The organism is Dasania sp. GY-MA-18, assembly GCF_024734385.1.
Classification (GTDB): Bacteria; Pseudomonadota; Gammaproteobacteria; order Pseudomonadales; family Dasaniaceae; genus Dasania; species Dasania phycosphaerae.
On the sequence record NZ_JANHAP010000003.1, the window covers coordinates 249,607 to 274,877 of the forward strand.

At 49.4% G+C, this 25,271-nt stretch carries 26 protein-coding genes and 1 other RNA gene; 18 read left to right on the forward strand and 9 right to left on the reverse strand.

The features are described from left to right. Nucleotides 1–140: 140 nt before the first annotated feature. Complete coding sequence (gene rpiA / locus NO559_RS05300) at nucleotides 141–812, reverse strand: ribose-5-phosphate isomerase RpiA (RefSeq protein WP_258330757.1); 672 nt, start codon at nucleotides 810–812, stop codon at nucleotides 141–143. 200 nt (nucleotides 813–1,012) lie between these two features. On the opposite strand from rpiA, the gene ilvA reads away from it, so the two are divergent. Then, entirely contained in the window at nucleotides 1,013–2,536 is a 1,524-nt protein-coding gene (gene ilvA / locus NO559_RS05305) for a threonine ammonia-lyase, biosynthetic (RefSeq protein WP_258330758.1), read from the forward strand. Nucleotides 2,537–3,092: 556 nt separating this feature from the next. Here the strand turns inward: ilvA and NO559_RS05310 are convergent. The 4 genes from NO559_RS05310 to NO559_RS05325 form a co-directional block, all read right to left on the reverse strand. Next, a complete protein-coding gene (locus tag NO559_RS05310; RefSeq protein WP_258330759.1) occupies nucleotides 3,093–3,689 on the reverse strand; it encodes a 5-formyltetrahydrofolate cyclo-ligase in 597 nt (198 codons plus the stop codon). A 63-nt stretch (nucleotides 3,690–3,752) separates the two neighbouring features. Continuing rightward, nucleotides 3,753–3,932: non-coding RNA, 6S RNA (gene ssrS / locus NO559_RS05315), on the reverse strand. A gap of 37 nt (nucleotides 3,933–3,969) precedes the next feature. After that, nucleotides 3,970–4,284: a cell division protein ZapA gene (locus NO559_RS05320; protein WP_258330760.1), complete on the reverse strand. Its 315-nt coding sequence runs from the start codon at nucleotides 4,282–4,284 to the stop codon at nucleotides 3,970–3,972. Between the two features lie 23 nt (nucleotides 4,285–4,307). Continuing rightward, complete coding sequence (locus NO559_RS05325) at nucleotides 4,308–4,517, reverse strand: TIGR02449 family protein (protein ID WP_258330761.1); 210 nt, start codon at nucleotides 4,515–4,517, stop codon at nucleotides 4,308–4,310. A gap of 251 nt (nucleotides 4,518–4,768) precedes the next feature. Here NO559_RS05325 and NO559_RS05330 point away from each other — a divergent pair, with 251 nt between their 5' ends. The 5 genes from NO559_RS05330 to gcvH all read left to right on the forward strand — a co-directional run bounded on the left by NO559_RS05330 (nucleotide 4,769) and on the right by gcvH (nucleotide 9,767). After that, nucleotides 4,769–5,413, forward strand: coding sequence for a UPF0149 family protein (locus NO559_RS05330; RefSeq protein WP_258330762.1), 645 nt, complete (start codon nucleotides 4,769–4,771; stop codon nucleotides 5,411–5,413). 17 nt (nucleotides 5,414–5,430) lie between these two features. Next, the gene (pepP, locus tag NO559_RS05335) at nucleotides 5,431–6,753 is read left to right on the forward strand and encodes a Xaa-Pro aminopeptidase (RefSeq protein ID WP_258330763.1); all 1,323 of its coding nucleotides are present in this window, start codon (nucleotides 5,431–5,433) and stop codon (nucleotides 6,751–6,753) included. Further along, nucleotides 6,753–8,027: a 2-octaprenyl-6-methoxyphenyl hydroxylase gene (gene ubiH / locus NO559_RS05340; RefSeq protein WP_258330764.1), complete on the forward strand. Its 1,275-nt coding sequence runs from the start codon at nucleotides 6,753–6,755 to the stop codon at nucleotides 8,025–8,027. Before pepP ends, ubiH begins: the two co-directional genes overlap by 1 nt. Then, the gene (locus NO559_RS05345; protein ID WP_258330765.1) at nucleotides 8,024–9,262 is read left to right on the forward strand and encodes a UbiH/UbiF/VisC/COQ6 family ubiquinone biosynthesis hydroxylase; all 1,239 of its coding nucleotides are present in this window, start codon (nucleotides 8,024–8,026) and stop codon (nucleotides 9,260–9,262) included. The genes ubiH and NO559_RS05345 overlap by 4 nt, the downstream gene beginning before the upstream one ends. A 115-nt stretch (nucleotides 9,263–9,377) precedes the next feature. Next, a complete protein-coding gene (gene gcvH / locus NO559_RS05350; protein WP_258330766.1) occupies nucleotides 9,378–9,767 on the forward strand; it encodes a glycine cleavage system protein GcvH in 390 nt (129 codons plus the stop codon). A 62-nt stretch (nucleotides 9,768–9,829) separates the two neighbouring features. Here gcvH and NO559_RS05355 read toward each other — a convergent pair whose 3' ends face one another. Continuing rightward, a complete protein-coding gene (locus NO559_RS05355) occupies nucleotides 9,830–10,711 on the reverse strand; it encodes an HDOD domain-containing protein (protein WP_258330767.1) in 882 nt (293 codons plus the stop codon). Between the two features lie 186 nt (nucleotides 10,712–10,897). Between NO559_RS05355 and NO559_RS05360 the strand changes: the two genes are divergently transcribed. Continuing rightward, the gene (locus NO559_RS05360) at nucleotides 10,898–12,100 is read left to right on the forward strand and encodes a class I SAM-dependent rRNA methyltransferase (RefSeq protein WP_258330768.1); all 1,203 of its coding nucleotides are present in this window, start codon (nucleotides 10,898–10,900) and stop codon (nucleotides 12,098–12,100) included. Nucleotides 12,101–12,104: 4 nt separating this feature from the next. Here the strand turns inward: NO559_RS05360 and NO559_RS05365 are convergent, their stop codons facing one another. Continuing rightward, nucleotides 12,105–13,049, reverse strand: a complete 945-nt coding sequence (locus tag NO559_RS05365; RefSeq protein WP_258330769.1) for a hypothetical protein — start codon at nucleotides 13,047–13,049, stop codon at nucleotides 12,105–12,107. Nucleotides 13,050–13,051: 2 nt separating this feature from the next. Further along, nucleotides 13,052–13,708 (reverse strand): HAD family phosphatase, encoded by a 657-nt coding sequence (locus tag NO559_RS05370; protein WP_258330770.1) that lies wholly within the window; start codon nucleotides 13,706–13,708, stop codon nucleotides 13,052–13,054. A 170-nt stretch (nucleotides 13,709–13,878) separates the two neighbouring features. Between NO559_RS05370 and NO559_RS05375 the strand changes: the two genes are divergently transcribed. Together NO559_RS05375 and ptsP are read left to right on the forward strand one after the other, a co-directional pair. Next, the gene (locus NO559_RS05375; RefSeq protein ID WP_258330771.1) at nucleotides 13,879–14,364 is read left to right on the forward strand and encodes an RNA pyrophosphohydrolase; all 486 of its coding nucleotides are present in this window, start codon (nucleotides 13,879–13,881) and stop codon (nucleotides 14,362–14,364) included. 27 nt (nucleotides 14,365–14,391) lie between these two features. Beyond that, the gene (ptsP, locus tag NO559_RS05380) at nucleotides 14,392–16,695 is read left to right on the forward strand and encodes a phosphoenolpyruvate--protein phosphotransferase (RefSeq protein ID WP_258330772.1); all 2,304 of its coding nucleotides are present in this window, start codon (nucleotides 14,392–14,394) and stop codon (nucleotides 16,693–16,695) included. Here ptsP and NO559_RS05385 read toward each other — a convergent pair. Next, nucleotides 16,676–17,476: an NRDE family protein gene (locus NO559_RS05385; protein ID WP_258330773.1), complete on the reverse strand. Its 801-nt coding sequence runs from the start codon at nucleotides 17,474–17,476 to the stop codon at nucleotides 16,676–16,678. The genes ptsP and NO559_RS05385 overlap by 20 nt on opposite strands. A gap of 160 nt (nucleotides 17,477–17,636) precedes the next feature. Between NO559_RS05385 and lgt the strand changes: the two genes are divergently transcribed. From lgt to NO559_RS05430, 9 genes are all read left to right on the forward strand, one after another. After that, complete coding sequence (lgt, locus tag NO559_RS05390; RefSeq protein ID WP_258330774.1) at nucleotides 17,637–18,455, forward strand: prolipoprotein diacylglyceryl transferase; 819 nt, start codon at nucleotides 17,637–17,639, stop codon at nucleotides 18,453–18,455. Nucleotides 18,456–18,470: 15 nt separating this feature from the next. Continuing rightward, nucleotides 18,471–19,304 (forward strand): thymidylate synthase, encoded by an 834-nt coding sequence (gene thyA, locus NO559_RS05395; protein ID WP_258330775.1) that lies wholly within the window; start codon nucleotides 18,471–18,473, stop codon nucleotides 19,302–19,304. A gap of 17 nt (nucleotides 19,305–19,321) precedes the next feature. Then, nucleotides 19,322–19,852, forward strand: coding sequence for a dihydrofolate reductase (locus tag NO559_RS05400; RefSeq protein ID WP_309149059.1), 531 nt, complete (start codon nucleotides 19,322–19,324; stop codon nucleotides 19,850–19,852). A 245-nt stretch (nucleotides 19,853–20,097) separates the two neighbouring features. Further along, nucleotides 20,098–20,883, forward strand: a complete 786-nt coding sequence (locus NO559_RS05405) for a DUF3450 domain-containing protein (protein WP_258330776.1) — start codon at nucleotides 20,098–20,100, stop codon at nucleotides 20,881–20,883. After that, nucleotides 20,883–22,268: a MotA/TolQ/ExbB proton channel family protein gene (locus NO559_RS05410; protein WP_258330777.1), complete on the forward strand. Its 1,386-nt coding sequence runs from the start codon at nucleotides 20,883–20,885 to the stop codon at nucleotides 22,266–22,268. The genes NO559_RS05405 and NO559_RS05410 overlap by 1 nt, the downstream gene beginning before the upstream one ends. After that, a complete protein-coding gene (locus tag NO559_RS05415; protein ID WP_258330778.1) occupies nucleotides 22,269–22,796 on the forward strand; it encodes a MotA/TolQ/ExbB proton channel family protein in 528 nt (175 codons plus the stop codon). A gap of 10 nt (nucleotides 22,797–22,806) precedes the next feature. After that, nucleotides 22,807–23,214, forward strand: coding sequence for a biopolymer transporter ExbD (locus NO559_RS05420; RefSeq protein ID WP_258330779.1), 408 nt, complete (start codon nucleotides 22,807–22,809; stop codon nucleotides 23,212–23,214). Between the two features lie 3 nt (nucleotides 23,215–23,217). Further along, complete coding sequence (locus NO559_RS05425; RefSeq protein WP_258330780.1) at nucleotides 23,218–23,820, forward strand: energy transducer TonB; 603 nt, start codon at nucleotides 23,218–23,220, stop codon at nucleotides 23,818–23,820. 17 nt (nucleotides 23,821–23,837) lie between these two features. Beyond that, complete coding sequence (locus NO559_RS05430) at nucleotides 23,838–25,190, forward strand: lipopolysaccharide assembly protein LapB (protein ID WP_258330781.1); 1,353 nt, start codon at nucleotides 23,838–23,840, stop codon at nucleotides 25,188–25,190. Nucleotides 25,191–25,271: the final 81 nt, after the last annotated feature.

Sequence of the window (25,271 nt, forward strand, 5' to 3'; positions counted from 1 at the left end):
GATTAATACCTGTTCTCTTGTAATGCATTGCGCAAATGATTAAGCGATTCCGTGAAAGTAGATGTCGGCCAATGAGCCAATGCCTTTAATGTTTAATTACTTATAGCGACATTAGGCTAAACATTAGCAGGCACTTGGTCTCAACAGTGTAGCTGTTTTACACCATTTTGAGTGGCTAACAATAATATATCCGCAGGGCGTTGGGCAAATAGGCCGTTAGTAACCACTCCGGTAATTTGATTGATGGCGCTTTCTACCGCCAGGGCGTCGGCAATAGCAAAATTATAGACATCGAGAATGATATTGCCGTTGTCAGTGCTTACGCCTTGACGGTAGACCGGGTCACCGCCTAACTTCACCAACTCACGTGCAACATGGCTGCGGGCCATGGGGATAACCTCTACCGGCAGTGGGAAGCTGCCCAAGGTGTCGACTAACTTGCTTTCGTCGGCGATACAGACAAACTCTTTGGCGCAGGCGGCGACAATTTTTTCGCGAGTAAGCGCCGCGCCACCACCTTTGATCAGCTGCAGTTGATGATTGCTTTCGTCAGCGCCGTCTATATAAAAGCTGATTTCATCCACGCTGTTTAAATCAAATACGGGTATGCCGTGTTGCTTTAAGCGCTGAGCTGAGGCCTCTGAGCTGGCTACGGTGGCATTAACCTCGGCTTTAATTTCAGCTAAGTAATCGATGAAGTAGTTAGCGGTGGAGCCAGTACCTATGCCTATCACCGTGTGCTCATCGATGTGGGGCTTTATATAATCCAATGCGGCTTTGGCTACGGCTTGTTTTAACTCGTCTTGGGTCATGTTGGGGCTCTGTGCTGGTGGTGTGAAGGCCCTAATTATAGAGAGCTGCAGCGCGAATGGAAAAGATATCTCGGTTTTGAGTCATTTTTTTATAGGCTAAGGCCCGCCAGACCAGCTTTGTGCTGAATTTTTTTGTGCAAGCGATTACTATGGCAGGCTGACGTCCTCATCACTATTTATTTCTTGGGAGTTTGCTTGCCATGCCGCAGCGCTATATCAAAAAAATACTCGAAGCCCGTGTCTACGATGTGGCCATAGAGACGCCAATTGATAAAGCTCCCGCCCTGTCTAAGCGCTTTAATAATGAAATTTTGCTTAAGCGTGAAGATTTACAGCCGGTATTCTCCTTTAAGCTGCGCGGTGCCTACAACAAGATGATGCACCTTAGTGAAGAGCAGCTCAGCAAAGGGGTGGTGGCCGCCTCGGCGGGCAACCATGCTCAGGGCTTGTCTATGGCAGCCTTAAAAATGGGGGTGAAGGCCACCATAGTGATGCCCAAAACCACCCCGCAAATCAAAGTGGATGCTGTGCGCAGCCGCGGTGCCAAGGTGGTGCTGCACGGTGACACCTTTGATGAGGCCTCTAAACACGCCTATCAATTGATGGAGCAAAAAGGTCTGGTCTTTGTGCACCCCTATGATGACCCCGAGGTAATTGCCGGCCAAGGCACCATAGGCATGGAAATTTTACGCCAGCATAACGGCCCGCTAGATGCGGTGTTTGTGCCGGTAGGCGGCGGCGGTTTATTAGCCGGTGTGGCCGCCTATATCAAATACCTGCGCCCGGATATCAAGGTGATAGGGGTAGAGCCAGAGGATGCAGCTTGTCTTAAGCTGGCCATGGAAAAGGGCAGGCGCGCGGTCTTACCGCAGGTAGGTATTTTTGCCGACGGTGTGGCAGTGGCACAAATAGGCAAAGAGACCTTTAGGGTGATACGCAAAACCGTGGATGCGGTGATTACCGCCAATACCGATGAAATCTGCGCAGCCATTAAAGATATCTTCGACGATACCCGCTCCATAGCCGAGCCCGCCGGTGCGCTAGCTTTAGCGGGCCTGAAAAAATATATAGAGCAAAACGGCTGCCAGGGGCAGACGCTATTGGCCATAGATAGTGGTGCCAATACTAACTTTGACCGTTTGCGTTATATTTCGGAGCGCACGGAAATTGGCGAAAAGCGCGAGGCTATACTCAGCGTGATTATCCCCGAGCGCCCGGGCAGCTTTAAGCGCTTTTGTAGTGACTTGGGCAAGCGCAATATCACCGAATTTAATTACCGCTATGCTTCGCAAAAAGAGGCCAGTATTTTTGTGGGGGTGCAAACCTCGGGGCAGCCGGAGGACAGGGAGGAGCTGGTGCAGGCCTTGGCCGATAAGGGCTACCAAGTGACCGACCTCACCGATAATGAAATGGCTAAACTGCATGTGCGTCATATGGTGGGCGGGCATGCGCCTTTTGCCGCGGGAGAAGAGGTGTTGTATCGCTTTGAGTTTCCCGAGCGCCCCGGTGCTTTGGATAAATTTCTGGCCTGCTTAGGCAGCCGCTGGAATATTTCCATGTTCCACTACCGCAATCATGGTTCGGCCTATGGCCGGGTGTTAGTGGGTATGCAAGTGCCCAAAAAACAGCGCAAACAGTTAAAGCCCTTCTTTGATAAGCTGGGTTATAACTACACCGATGAAAGTGATAACTGCGCTTATCAGCAGTTTCTCAGCGCTCAGTAGTATCGGTGTTAGCCGTAAATGTGGAGTTTTTAGGGCTTTTTGTGAGTTTTTTTGTTAAATAATTACAAAAAGCCCTGCAAAAACTGGCGGATTGGCAATTACTCTGCCAGTATTTTGAGCCCAGCTGTAATGCTGCTGTTATTGGTAGCCCCATGTGGTTTATGGTGGCAGCAGTTAGTTGTAGTAGCTCGGTGGTATAAAAACAATAAAAAACGATGCCCAATGTTTATCGATTGCCCCCATAGCATGATTTTCGATAGCCGTATCTTGTTAATCGTTTAGGCAAATGCCTAATGCGCGCCAGCTTGTGATGTACTTGTGATGTAGTTAACAGGCGGGCTTGTGAGCCTATCACAGGAACGAGGATTGGCTTTGCGCCGGTGGGATTTATTCCTTAATGTGCAGGGAGTGGCTAATTGATTGAAAGCCCGAAACAGGGTTTAGGAGAGAACAGTGTTAACCAAAGTTGATTCACTAACGATATTAATGATTGTATTTAGCGTGGGTACCGTACTAACGGGCACCCTGCAGATGTATTTAGCGTAAGTTTTGTTCGCTAAATAATTAATAACTCTTTATCGGTGGCTACCGCCGATAAAGGGATATCCCAGCTCGCTAGCTCTAGCGTCGCCACTTCCTGACAATGATGTGCCAAACCCAGTAATTTAGGGTGTTCAGTGCTGCTTGACTGTTGCAGCCAGGCAAAGGTTCGGTCGTAAAAACCACCCCCCATACCCAAGCGGCCGCCGCTGCGGTCAAAGCCCACCAGCGGCATTAACACCAAATCCAGTGCTGCAACGGGAATATAGTCGGGATGGCTGGGCTCAGGTATGGCATAGCGGTTGAGGGTGAGCTTGTCACCGGGGCGGTAGCGGCTAAAGCGCAGGCTGTTGTTGGGGCATAGCACGGGTAGGTAGCAGTGCTTGCCTGCGGCCACGGCGTTTTCAAGTATGTATTGGGGGTCTATCTCGCCATCGTTAGCCAAGTACAGAGCGATATGCTGGGCAGTACGGTAATAAGGGCTATGGCTGATAAGCTCAGCGAGTTGCTGGCTGGCGAGTTGCTGTTGTTGGCTGCTGAGGTCATTGCGCAGGCTGCGCAAGTGTTGTCGTAGCTGGCGTTTTTGCTGTTCTAATTGTTCTGGGCTACTCACAGATGAAACCGGCCTTAGGATTATTATGCTGTTGCTGGGTGGCTAGTTGGTGCGGTTTGAATAGGGCTCTCCCTGTCTACCGCTGGCGGTCTGGCCCTTGAACCCAGCGGTTCAAGGTGGTGGTTTCTGACTAGTATCGGGCTTTCCGTCAAGCGGACAGGCACGCCAACAAGGCGAGAAACCCCCGGGTATATAAGCATCGGCTCAGGGGTCTGAACTACCTGGCAAATAGACGAGAGAGCTGGGCTAATTATAGAGGGTATTGGCAGAGGAAAGAAGGCTAGCCTATATCTAATTGGCGAAAGCGGTGCAGGGCCTCATCAATTTTATTGCCCAGCTTGTTGATCTGGTCGCTGTTAGCCTTAGAGGCTGCGCCGGTTTGCGGGCCATTTTCCAATAGCTCATGGCTGATATTAAGCGCCGCCATTACCGCGATGCGCTCCACGCCCAAGACCTTGCCCGACTTACGTATGCCGGCCATTTTTTGATCTAAATAGGCTGCGGATTGCTGCAACGCCTGTTCCTGGCCCTCGGGGCAAGCGATTTGATAATCTTTGCCTAGGATTTTTACAGTCACGGTGCCGTTGCTACTCATGTGTAGGTCTCTTGCTGGTCGCATTAAGATTCTTGTTCTATGGCTTTTAATTTGGTGATCATGGCTTCAACGCGGTTGCGCGCGATATCCGTTTTTTCTATTAACTGCTCGCGCTCCTGTTGCCAGTTTCTGGCCTCAGCTTTGAGCTTGCGGTTTTCGCTGTCTAGCTGGCCGCAAAACTCAATCAAGTCTTCAATTTTCTTGCTTAGCGCTTTCAAATTGTGATCGTCCATTCGCCTAGTCTAATAAAGGTTTAGTCACCGCTTAATATAGTTGCGCAAAGCGGTGGGGTCAATGTAATAAATCTTAATAATTTCAATAACCTGCCGAGGGTTTTGAAAAATGTGCGCAAGTTTGCGTTTGCTCACTGTAGGCCAGCTGGGCAGAGGGGTGTCGATTTTGTGGTAGCAAGGCGCTAAGATGCCGCCATAGCAGTGTGAACTGCATTTTATCCCCGTATTTTTATCTCCACATTGAGTTTTTTATGTCTGAGCTAGCGACACCGAATTTTGATGACTTAGCCACCGTGTTTTGGCGCCTAGGTTCCATGTTACCCCCCAGTCAATTGCAGGGTTATTTAATGGGCCAGCTGGCGGTGGGGGCAGAGCTGGCGGAGCCCGAGTGGTTGGAGCAAGCTTGGCGATTGATTGATGGTGTAGAGCCCGGCAGTGATGAAGACAATCAACTCTTAAGCGAATTATTGGCGACTACCCAGGCTATCTTTGCCGAAGGCAGCTTAAACGCGCAATTATTATTGCCCGATGATGATATAGAGCTTAGTCAGCGGGTAGAGTGCCTAGGCTTTTGGTGTCAGGGTTTTCTGACCGGCTTTGCCTTAGCCGGTAAGCAAAAACAAAGTGACCAAGGTCAACAGGCTTACTCTAATGAAGTGTCTGAGGCCTTAAGTGATATGGCAGCCATAGCTCAAATTGGTTTAAGCGAAGAGGATGGCAGCGAGCAAAGCGAAAGCGATTTTTTTGAGGTATTAGAATATGTGCGCCTGGCGGCAATGAATATTTACTTTGAGTGCCTGCCCAAACAAGAGCCGCCCGCCGCTGAAGCTGCCCCCAAAACAGAGTCGGCTACCGGCAGCGCGGCGCATTTATTTTCTAAAAAACAATTACACTAATAGTTTGAATAGCCTTCATGACAAAAATATCAAAACAGGAATTTGCTAGGCGCCGTAAAAACTTAATGGCGCAAATGGAAGCCGATAGTATTGCCATAGTGCCTGCTGCCAAAGAGGTAATCCGCAATCGCGATTGCGAGTATCACTTTCGTCAAGACAGCGATTTTTATTATTTAACCGGCTTTGCCGAGCCCGATGCGGTGTTGCTATTAATTCCCGGCCGTGAACACGGCGAAACCATAGTCTTTTGCCGTGAACGCGACCCTAAAATGGAATTGTGGAATGGCTATCGCGCAGGCCCCGAAGGGGTGTGTGCGGATTACGCGGCCGACGATGCTTTTCCGGTTAGCGATATAGATGATATCTTGCCGGGCCTGCTAGAGGGCCGCGAGCGAGTGTATTACTCCATGGGCCGCCATCAGGATTTTGATAGGCGAGTCATGGGCTGGGTAAACACCATACGCTCAAAAGTCAGATCGGGCGCGCACCCCCCGGGTGAGTTTTTAGATTTGGATCACCTGCTACACGATTTGCGCCTTTATAAAAGCGCCGCCGAAATACGCATTATGCGCAAGGCGGGTGAATTATCCGCCCAGGCTCATAAGCGTGCTATGAAAATCTGTAAGCCGGGTTTAATGGAGTATCAATTAGAGGCCGAGATACTGCATGAGTTTGCACGCAACGGTGCCCGTTTTCCCGCCTACTCCACCATAGTGGGGGCCGGTAAAAATGGCTGCGTACTGCATTACATAGACAATAACTGCAAAATCAAAGACGGCGATTTAATTTTAATCGACGCCGGTTGTGAGCTAGAGCATTACGCCGCCGATATTACTCGCACTTTTCCCGCCAACGGCAAATTCAGCAAAGAGCAAAAAGCCCTATACAACATAGTGCTAGATGCTCAGCAGCAGGCTATAGCCACGATTAAACCCGGCAACCACTGGAATCAATCCCACGACATTACTGTGCGGGTGATTACCCAGGGCTTACTGGATTTAGGTTTATTAAAAGGCAAGTTAGATAAGCTAATCGCCGATGAAGCCTATAAAGATTTTTATATGCACCGCGCCGGTCACTGGCTGGGTATGGATGTACACGATGTGGGTGATTACAAAGTCGCCGATGAATGGCGGGTGCTGGAAGAGGGTATGGTGATGACCGTAGAGCCTGGTATCTATGTCGCCCCCGATAATATGAAGGTCGCAAAAAAATGGCGCGGCATAGGTATACGCATAGAGGACGATATAGTCGTGACCAAAGACGGCTGTGAAAACCTTACCGCTGCAGCCCCCAAAACCGTTGCTGAAATAGAAGCCTTTATGTCGGCCGCCCGTTAATGACTAGCGCGTTAGACTACGATGTGGTCATCGCAGGTGGTGGCATGGTGGGTGCAAGCCTAGCGCTGTTATTGCAGCACAGCAGCTTACAAACTGGCCGCTCACCAAAAGTGTTAGTGGTGGAGAGTTATGCGCCAAGCAGCGCGGCGGCGCAAAATAAGGGTGCGAGTTTTGATGCGCGCTCTACGGCCTTATCTTATGGCAGCCGCATTATTTATCAGCAGCTGGGTCTTTGGCAGCAACTTGCTCCCTATGCCACCGCCATAGAGCATATACACGTTTCTGAACGCGCCGCGTTTGCTTCCGCCTTATTACATGCCGCCGATATGCACTGGCCCGCGTTAGGCTATGTGATAGAAAACCGTGGCCTGGGCGAGGTATTACACGCCGCCTTAGCTGCCAGCGATATAGAGTTGGCCTGCCCAGCTACGGTGGTGCAGGCGCAGCCTCAGCAGGGAGCCATGGCCATTACCCTCAGTGAAGGTGGCCAGCAGCGGCAGCTGCGCTGTCAGTTATTGGTGGTGGCCGATGGTGCGCAATCACAATTGCGCCAGCACTTGGGCATAGCGCACAGCGTACACAGCTACCAGCAGTCGGCGGTGGTGGCCAATGTCGCTTTTGAAAAAAGTCACCGCCAAGTTGCCTATGAGCGCTTTACCGATCAGGGGCCGCTGGCGCTGCTGCCGCTGGCCGAGCCTAACCGGGCCGCACTGGTGTGGACACAAAGTCCTGAGCAAGCGCAGCATTTATGCAGCTGCGATGAAGCAGAATTTTTAGCGGCTTTACAGCAGCGCTTTGGTCACCGGCTGGGGCAGTTCACGCAAGTGGGCAGCCGTCAGCAATACCCTTTACAGCTGGTCACCAGCACCGAGCAGTTGCGCTCGCAGGTGGTGATTATGGGCAATGCCGCTCATGCTTTACACCCCGTGGCGGGGCAGGGTTTTAATTTAGCTTTGCGGGATTGCGCGCGTTTAAGCGAGATATTGCTAGCCGCCCACGCTAAGCAGCAAAACTTGGGGGAGCTGGCTGTGCTAAAACAGTATCAGCAGGCGCAGCAGTTTGATCAGCATAAAACTACTTTGTTTTCCGATAAGGTGGGGGCGGTTTTTGCGCATCGGGCTAAGCCCTTGATGCTGCTGCGCAACTTGGGCTTGAGTGCGGTGGATGCTGTGCCCAGCCTGAAACAACAATTTATACGCCACGCCGCAGGCCAGCATTACGGTGCCGCCTTGGGCCTATTGGCCAGTAACCCCACAGAGGCGCAGCCGCTATGAGTGCTACCCACAGCGCCAGCCACAGTTTTGACTTGATTATCGTCGGTGCCGGTTTAGCTGGTGCGGCCCTGGCTTGTGTGGTGGCGCAGGCCAATAAAGAGTTGCGCATAGCCATGGTAGAGGCACAGACCCTGCCCGCAGAGCCCCCCAGCCTGGCGCAAGCCGTGCAGGGCTTTGACCCCAGAGTGAGTGCACTCACCTTAGCCTCGCAGCAGCTCTTGCAAGGTATAGGTGTATGGCCAGCCATAATCAGCCAGCGCGCCGAGGCCTATAGCCATATGCAGGTGTGGGATGCCGAAGGCACCGGCAGCGTGAGTTTTGAGGCCGCTGAAGTGAACCAGCCCTGTCTGGGCTATATTGTTGAAAATCGCATCACGCTATCGGCGTTGTTAAATACCTTAAAGGGCTTGGCCAATGTGCAGTGCTTTAACCCGGCAAAAGTGGCGGCTTTAGAGAGCGAGCCGCAACAGCGCTGTTTGCGTTTGGAAGATGGCCAGCGCCTGAGCGCGCCGCTAATGGTGGCCGCCGATGGTGCCAACTCACTGCTGCGCCAGCAAGCGGGTTTTGCAGTACGCGAGTGGGATTACCAGCATCGGGCCATAGTCGCCACGGTGCAAACCGAATTGCCCCATCAGCACACCGCCTGGCAGCGTTTTTTACCCCAGGGGCCTTTGGCTTTTTTACCGCTGGCTGCCGCTGCGGAGGCTGACAGCCATTTTTGTTCTATTGTGTGGTCGGCGGTGCCGGAATATGCCCAGCAGCTTATGGCCTTGGATGACCAGACCTTTGCTCAGCAGTTAGCTGCAGCCTTTGAGCATAAGCTAGGGGCGGTGCAGGCGCTGTCCCAGCGCTATAGTTTTCCGCTGCAGCAGCGCCATGCGGTAGATTATATTCAGCCCGGTCTGGCCTTGGTGGGCGATGCCGCACACAGCATACATCCTTTGGCGGGGCAGGGTATTAACTTGGGCTTTAGCGATGTGGCGGTGCTGGCAGAGGAAATCTTGCGCGCCAGCCAACGAGGGCTAGCATTGGCGGATTACAGCATATTGCAGCGCTACCAGCGCCGCCGCAAAGCCGATAATCTCAGCATGATGTTGGCTATGGATGGTTTTAAGCGCCTGTTCGCCGAGACCAATATTGCACTGCGTTGGCTGCGCAATACCGGTATGAATAGTTTTAACCGCAGCCCTGCGATTAAGCGCAAGATCATGCGCAGTGCCATGGGTTTGAATTAGTTTTATCGCCGGTTGGTGCTTGTGTTTCCGCTGAGCAGCGTTAGAATGCAGGCAAATATTAACAATAGCTTTCACCCCCTTACATTTACCTGGTGACCCATAAGAGGAAAAACCTATGAGCAATACCCCTAGCGAATTGAAATATGCTCGCAGCCACGAGTGGGCGCGTTTAGAAGAAGATGGCACGGTTACCGTGGGTATTTCTGATTTTGCGCAAGAGTCTTTAGGTGATGTAGTGTTTGTAGAAGTGCCAGAGTTGGGTACCAATGTAGCGGCTGGCGATGAAGTGAGTGTGGTTGAATCAGTAAAAGCGGCCTCTGATATCTATGCACCTATAGGCGGCGAAGTGATTGCTGTTAACGAAGCTTTAGAAGAAGAGCCAGAAACGGTTAATACTGAGCCTTACGAAGATGGCTGGTTATTTAAGCTGCGCCCCAGCGACGTTTCCGAGCTGGATAATTTGTTAGATGCTGAGGATTATCAGCAGTTGTGTGAAGACGAATAAATCGCATTAGATTTTACATTCAACGCCCGCTATTGCGGGCGTTGTTGTTTGTGGCCTGGCCGTTATTGGTCGAAGTAGTCGCTGCTCCCCAGGCCCAACTCTAGGCAAGTGGCTTTGATGCCTTCAAAGTCATAGTGACTTAGGCCTACATAGATTAATAGTGTCTCTTCTATTTGCTGCCATTCAAAGTCCTCGGTTTGATTACCTATGATTTTGTAGTTGCCGCATATGTGTTCGGCCATTTTTAAAATAGCTAGCAAATTCTTTTTTTCAATTTTCGGATAATCGGGGTTGGCAAAAATAGCAGCGCAGCTGTGATGATCGGCGATAGCTTCGCTGATATAGGCGGGCAGGTTCCAAGACTTGGCAATGTAATAGCCCACTACCGCGTGGTTGGTATTAAGGCTGTGGTTTTCGCTATCAACAATACGTTGGTTGTGGCAGCCATAGGATGCCACCATCACCTCTGGGTAGTTATCAAAACGCTGCATCAGTAGGGGGACGCCGCAATTATGAAACAGGCCTACAGTATAGGCTTCATCGGGGGACTGTATGCCTAGTTGTTTGGCGATGGTGGTGCAGGCCATGGCAATATCCATGGCGCTGTCCCAAAATTTATTAAGGCTGCTGACGTGTTCATCACTCAGCTCACTGCGTATGGATAGTGCGTTTACAATGTTAATTACGCTGTTTATGCCCATTAGATTACAGGCCTGTTGTATGGAGCTGATTTTATTTTTTAGGCCGTAAAACGGGGAGTTAACGGTTTTTAAAATACTGCCAGCTATACCCACATCTTGGCTGATTAGCTCGGCGATACGGTTGATACTGCAGTCGGGTGAGACCTGCTCTCTTTGCAGGTCCACCATAATTTGCGGCTGCGGGGGGATGCTAATGCCCTGTAAAACTTGGCTAACTTGTTCCTGGGTTAAGCTAATACTCATGCTTAGGTGCCTATTTTGGTGCTTGCTTGGGTGTGTATTTGGGTGCTTGTCTAAAGCTACCTGAGCGCTAGGTATAACAGTGTAGATTAACGCGGTCCAGCTTGCTGTGAGTGAGCTGCACAAATCTCAGGTATAATACGGCGCCTTTCGATTAGCCTCGCCTTTTTTGTAATTCAGGATATAGCCATGAGCACCGATTACCCCCTAATACGCTTAAACAATAAAGCTGACCGTCGTTTGCGGGGTGGCCATGTATGGATTTACAGCAATGAGATAGACACCAAGGCCACGCCTATTAAAGATATAGAGCCGGGCCAGCAGGTGTTAATAGAAAATGCTCAGGGCAAATTGATGGGCTTGGCCTACCTCAATCCGCATAACTTAATTTGCGGCCGCTTAATCAGCCGCGATGGCAAACATGGTTTAGATAAATCTCTATTAGTGCACCGTATCAATATTGCCCTGAGTTTGCGCCAGGCTATGAACGACAAACCTTATTATCGTTTGGTTTACGGCGATAGCGATGGCCTGCCCGGCTTGGTGGTGGATAGATTTGGCGAGGTGTTGGTGGTGCAATTGGCCACCGCCGGTATGGAGCGGGTGAAAACAGAAATCGTCGAGGCCCTGTGCCAAGTGCTAAAACCCAGCGGCATATTAATTAAAAACGACTCCCGTATACGCAGCGCCGAAGGCTTGGAAGACTATGTGGAAGTGGCCTACGGCGAGGTGCCCCAGCGGGTATTGATAGAAGAGAACGGCGTGCAGTTTGAAGTGCCGGTATACGAGGGTCAAAAGACCGGTTGGTTTTACGATCACCGCGCCAGCCGCGCCAACCTGGCGCACTATGTCAAAGGCAAGCGCGTGCTAGATGTGTTTAGCTACATAGGCGGCTGGGGCGTGCAGGCCGCGGCCTTTGGTGCTGAATCGGTAATGTGTGTAGACAGTTCTGAGTTTGCGCTGGACTGTGTGCATCGCAATGCCGAGTTAAACGGCGTTAGCGATAAGGTAGAAAGCCTGCAGGGTAATGCCTTTGAGGCCATGAAACAATTAGCCTTAGAGGGCGAGCGCTTTGATGTGGTGATTATGGATCCACCGGCGTTTATCCCGCGCCGCAAAGATATTAAAAAGGGCGAGCAGGCTTATAGGCGGGTGAATGAGCTGGCTATGCGTTTGCTTAATAAAGACGGCATCTTGGTGTCGGCCTCTTGCTCTATGCACTTGGGGCGTGAGGTATTGGTGGATATATTGCGCCAGTCCTCGCGGCATATAGACCGCCAGCTGCAAATACTGCAGCACTTTGGCCAAACCTATGATCACCCGGTACACCCGGCTATACCCGAAACGGATTATCTAAAGGCTGTGTTTACCCGCTTATTACCCGTTTCTTAACAGGCTATTGCTCGTCTTTAAAGCTTAAGGCCAGCATGAGCTCGCCCAGTTGTTGATTTAGGCTGAGGGGGTCGGGGTCTGGTTGTTGCAGTAGCTGGGCAATGCTGGCGTAGTTGGGGTGGGCCGCGGTGTGTAGGCTGATGCTGGTCAGTACGGCGATGGGCCACTGGCTATCTTGGCTGTAGGGGCTGTGTTGGCCATTTGCTATAGCGCCTAGTTGCTGCTGCCACAATATGCGTATCTCGGTGGCGGCAGGCAGTTGCTTATGATGGGCCTGCCAATAGGCGTGAGCGCTTTCTACATCGCTAAGCCACTGCTGTGCTAATAAGGCTAAATAGTCCCGCCGTCTGGGTAGGGCTAGTTGCGTGAGGGCATCTGCGTCGGCGTTGCTATAGTGGCTGAGCTCGCGGCCCCAAATAAAAAACTCTAATACGCTCAAGCCCAGGGCAGCTTCTTCGTCACTATAGCGCTGGTGCTGTTGTGCTAAGTTGGCGAGGCTGAGGTGCAGAGTGCTGTCGTTGACTATGCCACTTTGCGGGTAGCCCTCAATACTATCTAAGTAGCCAGCACTAATGTCGTGGCTGTGTAAGCGCTGCTGTAACTCGATAAGTTCAGGCTGGGCCGGCAGCAAGGCTAGGTAGCTCGCACTGTGGTGCCACTGGCGGTGGCTGGCCAGCCACTGCGCTCGCAATTGCTGCCAGTGTGAGGTATCGCTGTGTTCTAGGAATTGCTGGCTGCGAGCTAATAAGGCTTGGGCGCTGGCGATGCTCTGGCGCAGCGAGAGCTCGGCTTGCTGGGCTATGCGATGGTGTAGTTGTGTTACATCTATAGCGGGGGCACTTGCGGCTGGAGGGTTAATGGCGGCGCTGTCGCCGGAGCTATCGGGCTGGCAGCCTAATAATAGGCTGCACAGGCTTAATAGGGCGATAGTCTTAAGGCGCAGCGCCATGTTTAGCCTCTTAAACTAATACAGGGCCAGCCCTGTGCTTGGGCGTAGGCGCTGAGGGTCTCGTCGGCATCCACGGCCACCGGGTTATCAACCAGCTTTAGCAGTGGCAGGTCGTTGAGAGAGTCGCTGTAAAAATAACTGCCCGCCAGGCTGTGGCCATGTTCGGCCATCCAAGCTTCCAAGCGCTTAACCTTGCCCTCTTGAAAACAAGGCGTGCCGGTGACGCGGCCGGTGTACTCGCCGTTAACCAGTTCGGGTTCGCTGGCCAGTATATGTTCTACCCCCATGCTGTTAGCGATAGGGCCGGTAACAAATAAATTGGTGGCTGTAATAATGAGTAGCTCGTGGCCTTGCTTGCGGTGTTGCTGCAGTAGGGCGTCAGCTTTGGCTTGCCGCATAGGGGCGATGACCTCGGCCATAAACTGCTGGTGCCACTGGTCTAACTGAGCCTTGGGGTGGGCTTTTAGCGGCGCTAGAGAAAACTCCAAGTATTCATAAATATTTAAACTGCCATCTTTATATTGTTGGTAAAAGTAATCGTTGCCTTGCTTGTAGCTGTGGCTATCGACTATACCTTGTTCTACTAAGAACTGGCCCCAGCCGTGGTCGCTATCGCCGTTGAGTAGGGTGTTGTCTAGGTCAAAGATGGCCAGTGTCATGGTGGTATCCAAAATAGGGGTGGAAAAAGCCGCCTAGCATAAAGGGCCGCGGCCTTTTTTGCATCTCGATTGTGATTATTGGCGTATTTGTGGAACAATGCTGGGGATGATAAACGGATAAGGTGGTTTTTGCCCGTCCAAATGTGGCAAACAACCATAAGGATGTAGATGTGATTGATGCAGATGGTTTTCGCGCCAACGTTGGCATAATGCTAGCCAATGGCAAAGGTGAAGTGCTGTGGGCACGCCGCGTTGGCCAAGATGCTTGGCAGTTTCCCCAAGGCGGCATTAATCAAGGCGAGACCGTAGAGCAGGCGCTATACCGCGAGCTGGGTGAAGAGGTGGGCCTCAGTGCCAATGATGTAGAGATTATGGCCTGTACCCGCGGCTGGTTGCGTTATCGCTTGCCCGAGCGCTCTATACGCCGCGATAGTAAGCCTTTGTGTATAGGCCAAAAACAAAAATGGTTTTTATTAAAAATGTTGGCCGATGATGATTCGGTCAGCTTTGATAATGGCTGTAAGCCTGAGTTTGATCACTGGCGTTGGGTGAGTTATTGGTACCCCCTGGGCCAGGTTATCCCCTTTAAACGCGAAGTGTATAGGCGGGCAATGAAAGAGTTGGCGGTGAAGCATAGCCGTTTAGTATTAGAGTAGCCCTAGGGCTAAACCCATAGGTAGAGCATGCTTGAATCACTGCGCATCATAGTACAAGAGTTAAACAGCATACGGGGCTTGCAGCCGGTGCTGGATACGATTGCTACGCGTGTGCGTGATGCGATAGGCACCGAAGTTTGCACGGTGTATTTACGCGATCAAAAAACGGATCGCTATATATTTATGGCTACCGAAGGCCTAAACCGTGAGTTTATAGGCAAGGCTTCAGTAGGCTCCCACGAGGGCTTGGTGGGCCAAGTGGCGCGTAGGGAAGAGCCTATCAACCTGCAAAATGCCATGGCCGATCCCCATTTTATTTGCCTGCCGGGTATAGGCGAAGAAGCGTATAGGGGCTTTTTAGGTGTGCCCATTATCCACCAGCGCACCGTGCTGGGGGTGTTGGTGGTGCAGCAAAAAAGCCAGCGCCGCTTTGATGAAGATGAAGAAGCCTTTTTAGTTACCGTGTCGGCGCAATTGGCCGGGGTGATTGCCCATGCCCAAGTCACCGGCTCTATAGGCCTGTTATCGGAAGACGAAGATGAAAAGCTGGCGGGCGGCAAGTTTGACGGGGTTAGTGGCTCGGCAGGGGTATGCATAGGTACGGGGGTAGTGGTCACACCTACCGCCGATTTATACTCGGTGCCCGATCGTAGCTCCACCAATATAGAGCTGGAACTGAAGTTTTTTAATCAATGTTTACAAGCCGTACGCAAGGATATAGAGGAGCTTAGCGGCAAGCTGGCCAGCCGTTTAGCCCGAGAAGAGCAGGCTTTATTTGATGTTTATCTCAGTATGCTGGATGACAATGCGCTGCCCTTAGAGGTGTGCCAGCGCATAGAACAGGGCCAGTGGGCGCAGGGGGCGGTCAGTCAAGTCATACGCGCTCACGTAGACACCTTTGAGAGTATGAATGACCCCTATCTTAAAGAGCGCGCCACCGATGTTAAAGATTTAGGTAGGCGAGTACTTGCTTACCTGCAGCTTACCGATGATGAAGAGCTGATATACCCTGACCAAACCATTTTAATCGGCGAAGAGCTCACCGCCTCTATGTTGGCAGAAGTGCCGCCAGAGAAGCTGGCGGGCTTGGTATCAGTGCGCGGTTCGGCCAACTCCCACGTTGCTATCTTTGCGCGCTCCCTAGGTATACCCACGGTCATGGGGGTGCAGGATTTGCCCTTTACCAAGTTAGAGGGGCGGGAAATTATACTTGATGGCTATAACGGCCATGTGCATTACAACCCCAGCGAAGAGTTACATAGCCGCTTTCAGGCCATCATAGAAGAAGAATCACAGCTGATTAAGGGCTTTGAGGTTTTAAAAGACCTACCCGGTGAAACCACGGATAAGCATCGCATAGGCCTATGGGTTAATACCGGCCTGATGGCCGATGTGCTGCGCTCTTTGGAGCGGGGCGCTGAAGGGGTGGGTCTGTACCGCAGCGAGGTGCCGTTTTTACTGCGTGAACGTTTCCCTTCGGAAGAGGAACAACGGGCAATTTACCGCGAGCAGCTAGAGGCCTTTGCACCGCGCAAGGTCACCATGCGTACCTTGGATGTGGGTGGCGATAAGTCGTTGTCGTACTTTCCTATAGTCGAAGATAACCCCTTTTTAGGCTGGCGCGGTATTCGCGTCACCCTGGATCACCCGGAAATATTTTTGGTGCAGGTACGGGCCATGTTGAAGGCCAATCAGGGTTTAAACAATCTGCGCATTATGCTGCCTATGATTAGCAGCGTGACCGAGCTGGAAGAGGCTTTAGAGCTGCTTTATAGGGCCCACGATGAATTAATCGAAGAGCTGGGCGTGGAGCTGGAGTTGCCGGAAATAGGGGTGATGATAGAGGTGCCAGCGGCGGTATATCAGGCTAGGGATTTGGCCAAGCGCGTCAGCTTTTTATCGGTGGGTTCTAATGATTTAACCCAGTATTTATTGGCGGTAGACAGAAATAACTCGCGGGTAGCCTCGATTTTTGATCCTTTTCACCCAGCCATCTTGCAGGCCTTGCAAAAAGTGGCCGAAGACGCTCACGCCGAAGGCCAGCAGGTAAGTATTTGCGGTGAGCTGGCGGGTAACCCCTTGGCGTCGCCGCTACTGGTGGCCATGGGCTATGATGTGCTCTCTATGAGTGCCAGCAACCTGCCTAAAGTTAAATCGGTGGTGCGCAGCTTGAGCTACCAGCAGTGCCAAGACTTGCTGCAGCAGGCTATGCAAATGGATAACTCCCGCGATATACGCGAGTTGCTGGAGCAGGTGCTGACCGATGTAGGGGCGCATCGCATGCTCAACCCGGTATTAGATGAGGGTGAAGCTAAGCCTGAGCATGGTTAGTGGCAGCGTTAGCGCTTATGTGCTGTTCGACTTTATGGCTGGCATGGCCATCCGCCGTATAATTTTGCTCCACAAATTTTATTGCGCCGCTGCGGTGAAATAGCACAACGCTGGTGCAGCGGGTACCGTAATCCTCAGACACAATAAAACGGCTGGATAGCAATTGCTCGCGCTCGCGGCTAAGCCCTGTGTTGGGTAAGTGTTGGGCGGCGGTGTGGCGGTCTTGCATGTCGGCAATGAGGCTGGCGCTATCGAAAGCGCTATCGATAGCGCCGCTAGTTAAGCGCTGCTGCAGGGCGGCCTTGCTGCTAATGACCTTGGGCCAGGCGCTGTCCAGTGGGCCGTTACTCAGCCCATAAATACCGGGTTTAAGAGTCTGCGGGCTGGCCAGGCGATTGCTGAAATAGTGCAGTTGCTGCGCATTGCCACAGATAAAATTAAAGCCCGCATAGTCTTGTTGCTGTGCGGCTAGTTGGCTGAGGTATTCGCTGGCAGAGGCTGAGCCGGATAAAAAATCACGGCTTAGCGCGCCCCTAGAGCGTGCTGCTGTGGTGTATGGGTTTAGGGTTTCGCGATAATTGGTGACGGCGGCAAATTGGCCTTGCTGGTTGATCCCTAACCAAGTGCCGCCTGCTTGCAGGTCGCGGCCGGCAAAAATCTGCGGCTGCTCCTGCCAGAAATGAGCGCTGGCCGTGGCGCGGGCATAATACTCATCACGGTTGGCTAGCACGATCAACGGCCAATCTGGGTGTTGCTGTAGGGCGAAGGTAATTAAACACATAAGGCTAAGGCCGGTATAAAGAAGCCCATTATAGACGCATAAATTATCAATCGGCCAAGGCTTTGGGCATAATGGCTTTTTCAGGCATAGGCCAAGCCACAGCTGTAATATACGCTGTTTATAAATCGCGAATAAATCTAAATTAGGTAGCTCAACTAGCATGTTACAACACCCGAACTTTGATCCCATTGCTTTGCAGTTGGGGCCTTTATCCATACATTGGTATGGCATTATGTATTTGCTGGGTTTTGCTGCCGCTTGGTGGCTGGCGCAGCGGCGCAGCCAAACCGATTACTCGCCTATAGCCGCCAAACAAGTTGATGATTTAATTTTTTATTGTGCCTTAGGCGTGGTGTTAGGCGGTCGTTTTGGCTATGTGCTGTTTTATAATTTTGATAAATTTTTAGCCGATCCTATTTGGCTGATTAAAGTGTGGCAGGGTGGCATGTCTTTTCATGGCGGCTTGTTGGGTGTTTTTACTGCGTTAATTTTATACGCGCGCCATTTAAAAATATCTTTAGGGGCGCTGTGTGATTTTGTTGCGCCTTTGGTGCCTATAGGTTTGGGCTTGGGGCGCATAGGTAATTTTATAGGGCAAGAGCTCTGGGGGCGGGTTAGCGATGTGCCTTGGGCCATGGTTTTTACAAGCGATCCTGAGCGCTTGCCGCGTCATCCTTCACAGCTTTATCAATTTATGCTGGAAGGGGTGCTGCTATTTATAATTTTATTTTTCTTTTCTGGTAAGCGCAGGCCTGAGTGGTCGGTAGCGGGTTTGTTTTTATTGAGTTACGGCGCGTTTAGGTTTGTGGTGGAGTTTTTCCGTCAGCCCGATAGCCATATAGGTTTTGATGCCTTTGGTTGGTTAACTCGCGGGCAGGAATTGTCCTTGCCTATGATAGTCGTGGGGGCCGCCATGATGTGGTGGGCCTATAGTCGAAATAATATTAGTGCTAACAGTACAGCTAAGCCGTATAAGTAAAGGGTATAGTCAGTAATGAAACAATATTTAGATTTGTTAAATCATATTTTAGAAAATGGCGAGCAAAAAGGGGATAGAACCGGTACCGGTGTTAAATCAGTATTTGGCTATCAGTTTCGCGTTAACTTGGCGCAAGGCTTTCCCTTGGTGACGACTAAAAAACTGCATCTGCGCTCTATCATTCATGAGTTGCTGTGGTTTTTAAATGGCGATACCAATATTAAATATTTGCAAGATAACGGCGTAACAATTTGGGATGAGTGGGCTGACGAAAATGGTGAGTTGGGCCCCGTCTATGGTAAACAGTGGCGCTCATGGCCTACGCCTGAGGGTGGCCATATTGATCAAATTGCAACAGTGATAGAGCAGTTAAAAAATAATCCCAATAGTCGCCGCATGATAGTGTCGGGTTGGAATGTGGCAGATTTGCCTGATGAGTCTTTAAGTCCGGTAGAAAATGTTAAGCAGGGTCGTATGGCCTTGGCCACTTGCCATGCTTTTTTTCAGTTCTACGTTGCTAATGGCAAGCTTTCTTGTCAGTTATACCAAAGAAGTTGCGATACTTTTTTGGGCTTGCCATTTAATATTGCTTCCTATGCTTTGTTAACGCATATGCTGGCCCAGCAATGTGACTTAGAGGTGGGCGATTTTGTTTGGACGGGCGGTGATGTGCATTTATATAATAATCATATGGAGCAAGCTCAACAACAGTTAAGTCGTGAGCCTTTACCGCTACCTACATTAAAAATAAAACGTAAGCCTGCAAGTATTTCTGATTATCACTTTGATGATTTTGAAATTATTAATTATCAAAGCCACCCGGCGATTAAAGCGCCTATTTCTATTTAATAAAATGAATAAAAAAGATGAATGATATAGCAATAAAAATTTCTATGATAGTGGCTGTTGCCGAAAACGGTGTGATAGGGCGCAATAATCAATTGCCCTGGTACTTGCCCGAAGATTTAAAATATTTTAAGCGCGTGACTATGGCCAAGCCTATAGTGATGGGCAGAAAAACTTTTGAGTCTATAGGCAGGCCGCTGCCTGGGCGCAGCAATATCGTTGTTACCCGTAACACTCATTTTAGTGCTGAAGGCGTAAAAGTCGTCGGTAGTATAGATGAAGCAATTAAGTTGGCGGACGATATTGCTGTGATCGATGGTGCTAAAGAATTAATGATAATTGGCGGTGCGCAATTGTATGCGGATATTTTGCCAAAAGTAGACCGGCTCTATCTTACCGAGGTGCATGCGGTGGTAGAGGGCGATGCTTTTTTTCCCGAAATAGACAGAGAAATGTGGCGAGAAGTAGCGCGTGAAAAGTATTTGGCCAGTGGGCCAAATACCTATGATTACAGCTTTGTAGTGCTGGATCGCTGCAAAAATGACCAGTAGGCATGTGTTACCAAACGTGGCAAAAGTGTTTCCATATTTCTCTTGGCAAGGTAACACTTCACCCTTTGGTGGTAAATTTTAGAATTTACTGCTGAAAATAGGGAATGAGCGTTGATTATTGAATTCAGATCCTATTAAATGCGCGCTTGTTCTTGAAATGCAAAGTAGTACGACTACCTTAAATTGATAGGTTAGAAGTTTCTCAAACTGTTTTAATAAACATCCCTGAAGGAAATGCAATCCCCATGAATATGCATCGATTCAAAACGATCGCGTTTGCCATGACTATGTCAGCTGGCACGCTGCTTGGCGCTTCTGGCGCACAAGCGAACACCGTTGATGCTGTGATCAAAGTAGGCGAGGCAAAAACTGTCGCCGCCCAACAATCACAGAAGAAAATTGACACATTAGCTGGAGAGACCGACAGCTTGTTACAAGACTATAAGACAGTCATGAAGCAAGTAGACGGCCTTAAGGTGTATAACTCACGTCTGGAAAAGCAAATTGCTAACCAGTTAGAGCGCATCGAAGATATCGAAGCCTCTATCGGTCAAGTAACTGTTATACAGCGTCAGGTAACCCCTCTGGTTATTCGCATGATTGACGGTTTGGAGCAGTTTGTAAAACTTGATATTCCATTCCATCAAGAAGAGCGTGCAGCGCGCATTAAGTTCTTGCGCACTAACGTAGACCGCTCTGATTTGGCTGTTTCTGAGAAGTTTCGCCAAGTATTAGAGGCTTACAAAATCGAAAATGAGTACGGTCGTAAGATCGATGCTTATAAAGGTAGCGTAGCTATAGACGGTGTTGAGCGTGAAGTTAACTTCTTCCGCGTTGGCCGTGTAGCCTTGTTATATCAAACAACTGACACTGAAATCTCAGGTGCCTGGGATAAGAAAACAGGTCAATTCGTTCAGTTAGAGAAAAGTGCCTATCGCAGTGCAATCTTGAAAGGTTTAAAAGTTGCACGTAAAGAAGCCTCTATCGATATCTTGAAATTACCGATTCCTGCTCCGGAGGCCGCTAAATAATGAAAACTCAATTATTTAAGTCAGCAATATTTGCTGCGTTGACTATGGCTTCAGCTACTGTAGTAGTTGCACAAGAAGCTAAATCATTAGACCAATTGTTAGGTTTTGTTAAGCAAGGTCAAATTGACGAAGCTAAAGAAAACAAGCAGCGCGAAGCGGCTTTCCGCAACGCTAAAGCTAAGCAAGGTCAATTATTGAACGAAGCTAAAGCTATGCGTACCGCTCAAGAGAAGCGTTCTGCACAGCTAGAAGGCGAGTTCGAGAAAAACGAATTGCGCGTAGCTGATAAGCAACGTCAATTAAAAGAGCGTTTGGGTACTTTGACTGAGTTATTCGGTCACCTAACCTCTACTGCTGGTGACTTACGCGGTAACTTCGGTAGCTCATTAGTAAGCGCCCAGTTCCCTAACCGTGAAGCTTTCCTAGACGAAATGATTGCTAAGATGAGCGGAGCTGAGAAGCTACCTAGCATCGAAGAAATCGAGCGTTTATGGTTTGAATTACAGCGTGAAATGACTGAATCTGGTCGTATTGTTGCCTTTGACGCCGAAGTATCTACTCCAGGCGGTGAAAAGTCAGTACGTAAAGTTGTACGTGTTGGTACTTTCAACATGGTGACTGAAGACGGCAAATACTTACAGTATGTGTCTGAAACCGGTGGTTTAAACGAATTAGCACGTCAGCCTTCAGGTCCTGTTGTGGGCTGGGCAAAAGATTTAGCTAATGCGACTGAAGGCTTCAGCCCATTTGGTGTTGACCCCACAGGTCCTACTGGCGGTACTTTCCTAGCTGCGTTGATCAACTCTCCAACTTTGGGTGAGCGCTTTGAGCAAGGTGGCACTATCGGTAAGGCAATTGCAGCTGTAGGTGTGTTCGCAATATTGTTAGCCTTGTGGCGTCTAGTAGTGTTAACCGGTGTTAATGCCCGCGTTAGTGCTCAGCTTAAGTCTGATAAAGCCAATACTAACAACCCACTGGGTCGTGTGTTGATGGTTCACGAGCAGAACCCAACTATGGATACTGAAACTCTAGAATTGAAGCTTTCTGAAGCGATTCTACGTGAAGTACCTAAGATTGAGTTTGGCTTGAACCTGTTGAAAATCATTGCCGCGATTGCGCCTCTGATGGGTCTACTAGGTACCGTAACCGGTATGATCATTACCTTCCAAGCTATCACCATCTTCGGTGCTGGTGATCCAAAAGCAATGGCTGGCGGTATCTCTGGTGCGCTTGTAACGACGGTATTGGGTCTATTAGTAGCGATTCCAACAGTACTACTACACACTGTGACCAGTGGTCAGGCTAAGAAAGTTATCCAAGTATTGGACGAGCAATCTACAGGCCTAATCGCTGAGCATACTGAGGCTCAACTGGGGAAAGCGTAAATGAACTACCTCTATGACGCACCGGATATAATCAGACGGTTCATGGAGTCTGGGGGCGATGTGCTTTGGCTCATCGCTCTACTGACCTTCGTAATGTGGTCACTGGTATTCGAGCGTTTTTGGTATTTCCATGGGGCTATGCGCCGCGATGTTGATAATGCAGTAAATGCATGGGAAGCACGCAGCGAACGCAAGTCCTGGAACGCCCACCAGATTCGTCGCCAATTAATTTCACAGGTGACTTTAAGAATCAACCAAGGCTTACCAATGATTAAAACATTGGTAGCCATGGCGCCTTTATTAGGTCTGCTAGGCACGGTAACAGGTATGATAGAAGTATTTAATATCATGGCTGTAACCGGCGGTGGCGACGCTAAATCAATGGCGGGTGGTGTATCGAAAGCGACGATCCCAACTATGGCTGGGATGGTAGCCGCGCTATCGGGCGTGTTTGCCAATACTTATGTAACTCGTGTTGCTGAGCGTGAAAGCGAGCTGCTCGAAGACCATCTGACAACTGATCACTAAGAGATTCAACATGCGCAGAAATAATAGAAGAGGCGGTGAAGATAACGCCTCAGAAATTGATTTAACGCCAATGCTGGACGTTGTATTCATCATGCTGATTTTCTTCATCGTGACGGCTTCGTTCATTAAAGAAGCAGGCATAGAAGTTAATCGTCCAGAAGCATCGACAGCTAGCAAAAAAGAGAATGTAAATATTCTTGTTGCGGTAAGTGCTACCAACGAAATATGGATAGACAAGCGTCGTGTAGATAAGCGCTCTGTTCGTTCCGTTATCGAACGTATGCACGCAGAGAACCCGAAAGGGGCAGTGGTAGTTCAAGCTGATTTAGCTTCAACAACCGAAACTGTAACCTCTGTTATCGATTCTGCTCGCGCTGCGGGTGTATTCGATGTGTCGCTAGCCACAGAAGATGACTAAAGTATGAATTACGCACGTTTACTAATTGGCACGGCATTAGGTTTTGTTGTAACAGCAGTCCTATTTGTCATCATGCCAACGTTAATCGAAATGGCAGATAAATCGTTGGATGAATCAAAAATCCAACGTATTGCTGACATCACGATGCCCGAAGTAGAGATCGACGTGAACTTGGCTGAAGTCAAGCCGCCCAAGCCGGCTGACCCTGAAGAGCCGCCACCTGAAATGGATCAACCCGATGTTAGCGATGTGGATATTAGCCCTGATGCGGTTAATATGACGCCCACCGCTTCATTAGAGATTGATATAGGTTCAGGCTTTGGTGGTGCTGATGGTGAATATTTGCCGATCTTTAAAGTGGCACCCATGTATCCTCGTAGAGCGAATAGCCGTGGTATAACCGGTTACTGTATTGTTGAATACACCGTAACAACTACCGGCGCAACAAAAGACGTAGTACCTGTCGATTGTGAACCTGCGGGCTATTTTGAACGTACTTCTGTGAAAGCAGCATTGAAATTTAAGTACAAGCCGCGTGTATTAGATGGCGAGCCCATCGAAGTACCTGGCGTTCAAAACCGCTTTATCTACGAGCTTGATCAATAACTACGGGTCATTTGATAATGAATGTTTTACAGATGAAAACAATCAAGCGATGGACCTGTGCAGCTGCTATCAGCATGCCGGTACTCGCAATTCAAGCCGTACTGCCCAGCGTTGTTGCCCCTCTTTTTAATGATATGGCCATAGGCTCTGCCTATGCTGAAGAAGAAAAAAGTGGTGATCAGCGTAAAGCGAAGCGTACGCAAGCAATGAACCAGAAGGTTTATAAAAAGCTACAAGAAGTGCAAGAGTTAATTGATGCTAAGGATTATGACGGCGCGCATCAGCTAATCGCTGAAGTTAAAGGTGGCAGCAAGCCACTTAACGACGCCGAGCTATCAACAACTTTAAACCTTGAAGCTTTTATTTTCTATAACCAGGATAAGCTTACGGATGCCATCAAGGCCTATAAGCAAATCATAACCTTAGAAAAAGCACCTGAAGGTACCAAGCTTGCAGCTAGATATAGTGCCGCACAAATGTATTTCGCTATAGAAGAATATAGCAAAGGTGTAGAGATGTTGAAGACTTGGTTCAAGGCTTCAGATCCTAATACTATAGGCGCTAACGCTTATGTGCTATTAGCACAAGGCCAGTACCAAATGAAAGAGTACGACAGTTCTATTAAGAATGTCGACAAAGCTATAGGCATGTACAAAGAGAAAGGCAAGGTACCTAAAGAAAACTGGTATGGCTTGCAGCGCTTCTTGTACCAAGAGAAGAAAGACTACGATAAAGTTATTAGCATTCTTAAAGAGATGCTAGTTCACTATCCTAAAAAGCAATACTGGGCGCAGCTTTCAGCCATGTATGGTGAGAAAGAAATGTTAAGTAAGCAGTTAGCTGCTTATGAAACAGCGTATGTACAGAATTTGTTTGAAAGTGAGCAAGACTTAACGCGTATGGCTTATATCTTCTTAGCCAGCGAAGTACCTTACAAAGCCGCTAAGGTTATGGACAAAGGTATTAAAGCTAAGCAAATTAAAGCAACTTCCAAAAACTTGGAATTATTAGGTAATGCGTGGCGCGCATCACAGGAGTTAGATAAAGCAATTCCTGTTATGGCTCAAGCTGCTGAAAAATCTGATAAGGGCGAGCTATGGACGCGTTTAGGTACTTTGTACTTAAATAATGATAGCTTTAAAGAAGCTGCTGAAGCGATTAAAGCAGGTTTGAAAAAGGGTGGTGTTAAGCGTCCTGATCAAGCTAATTTGGCTTTAGGTATGGCTTACTTCAACATGAAAGATTACAACTCGGCACGCAAAGCTTTTGGCGAAGCGGGCAAAGACAAGCGCTCTACTGAGACTGCTGGTCAGTGGTTGGATTACATGGAAAAAGAAATAGAGCGTCAAAAGAGTTTGTTAGAAGGTTGATAAATACATTTTGGCGAAAAGGCAGCTTTGAGAGCTGCCTTTTTTTTTGCCAATTTTTAGCTACAAGCTACAAGAAATACG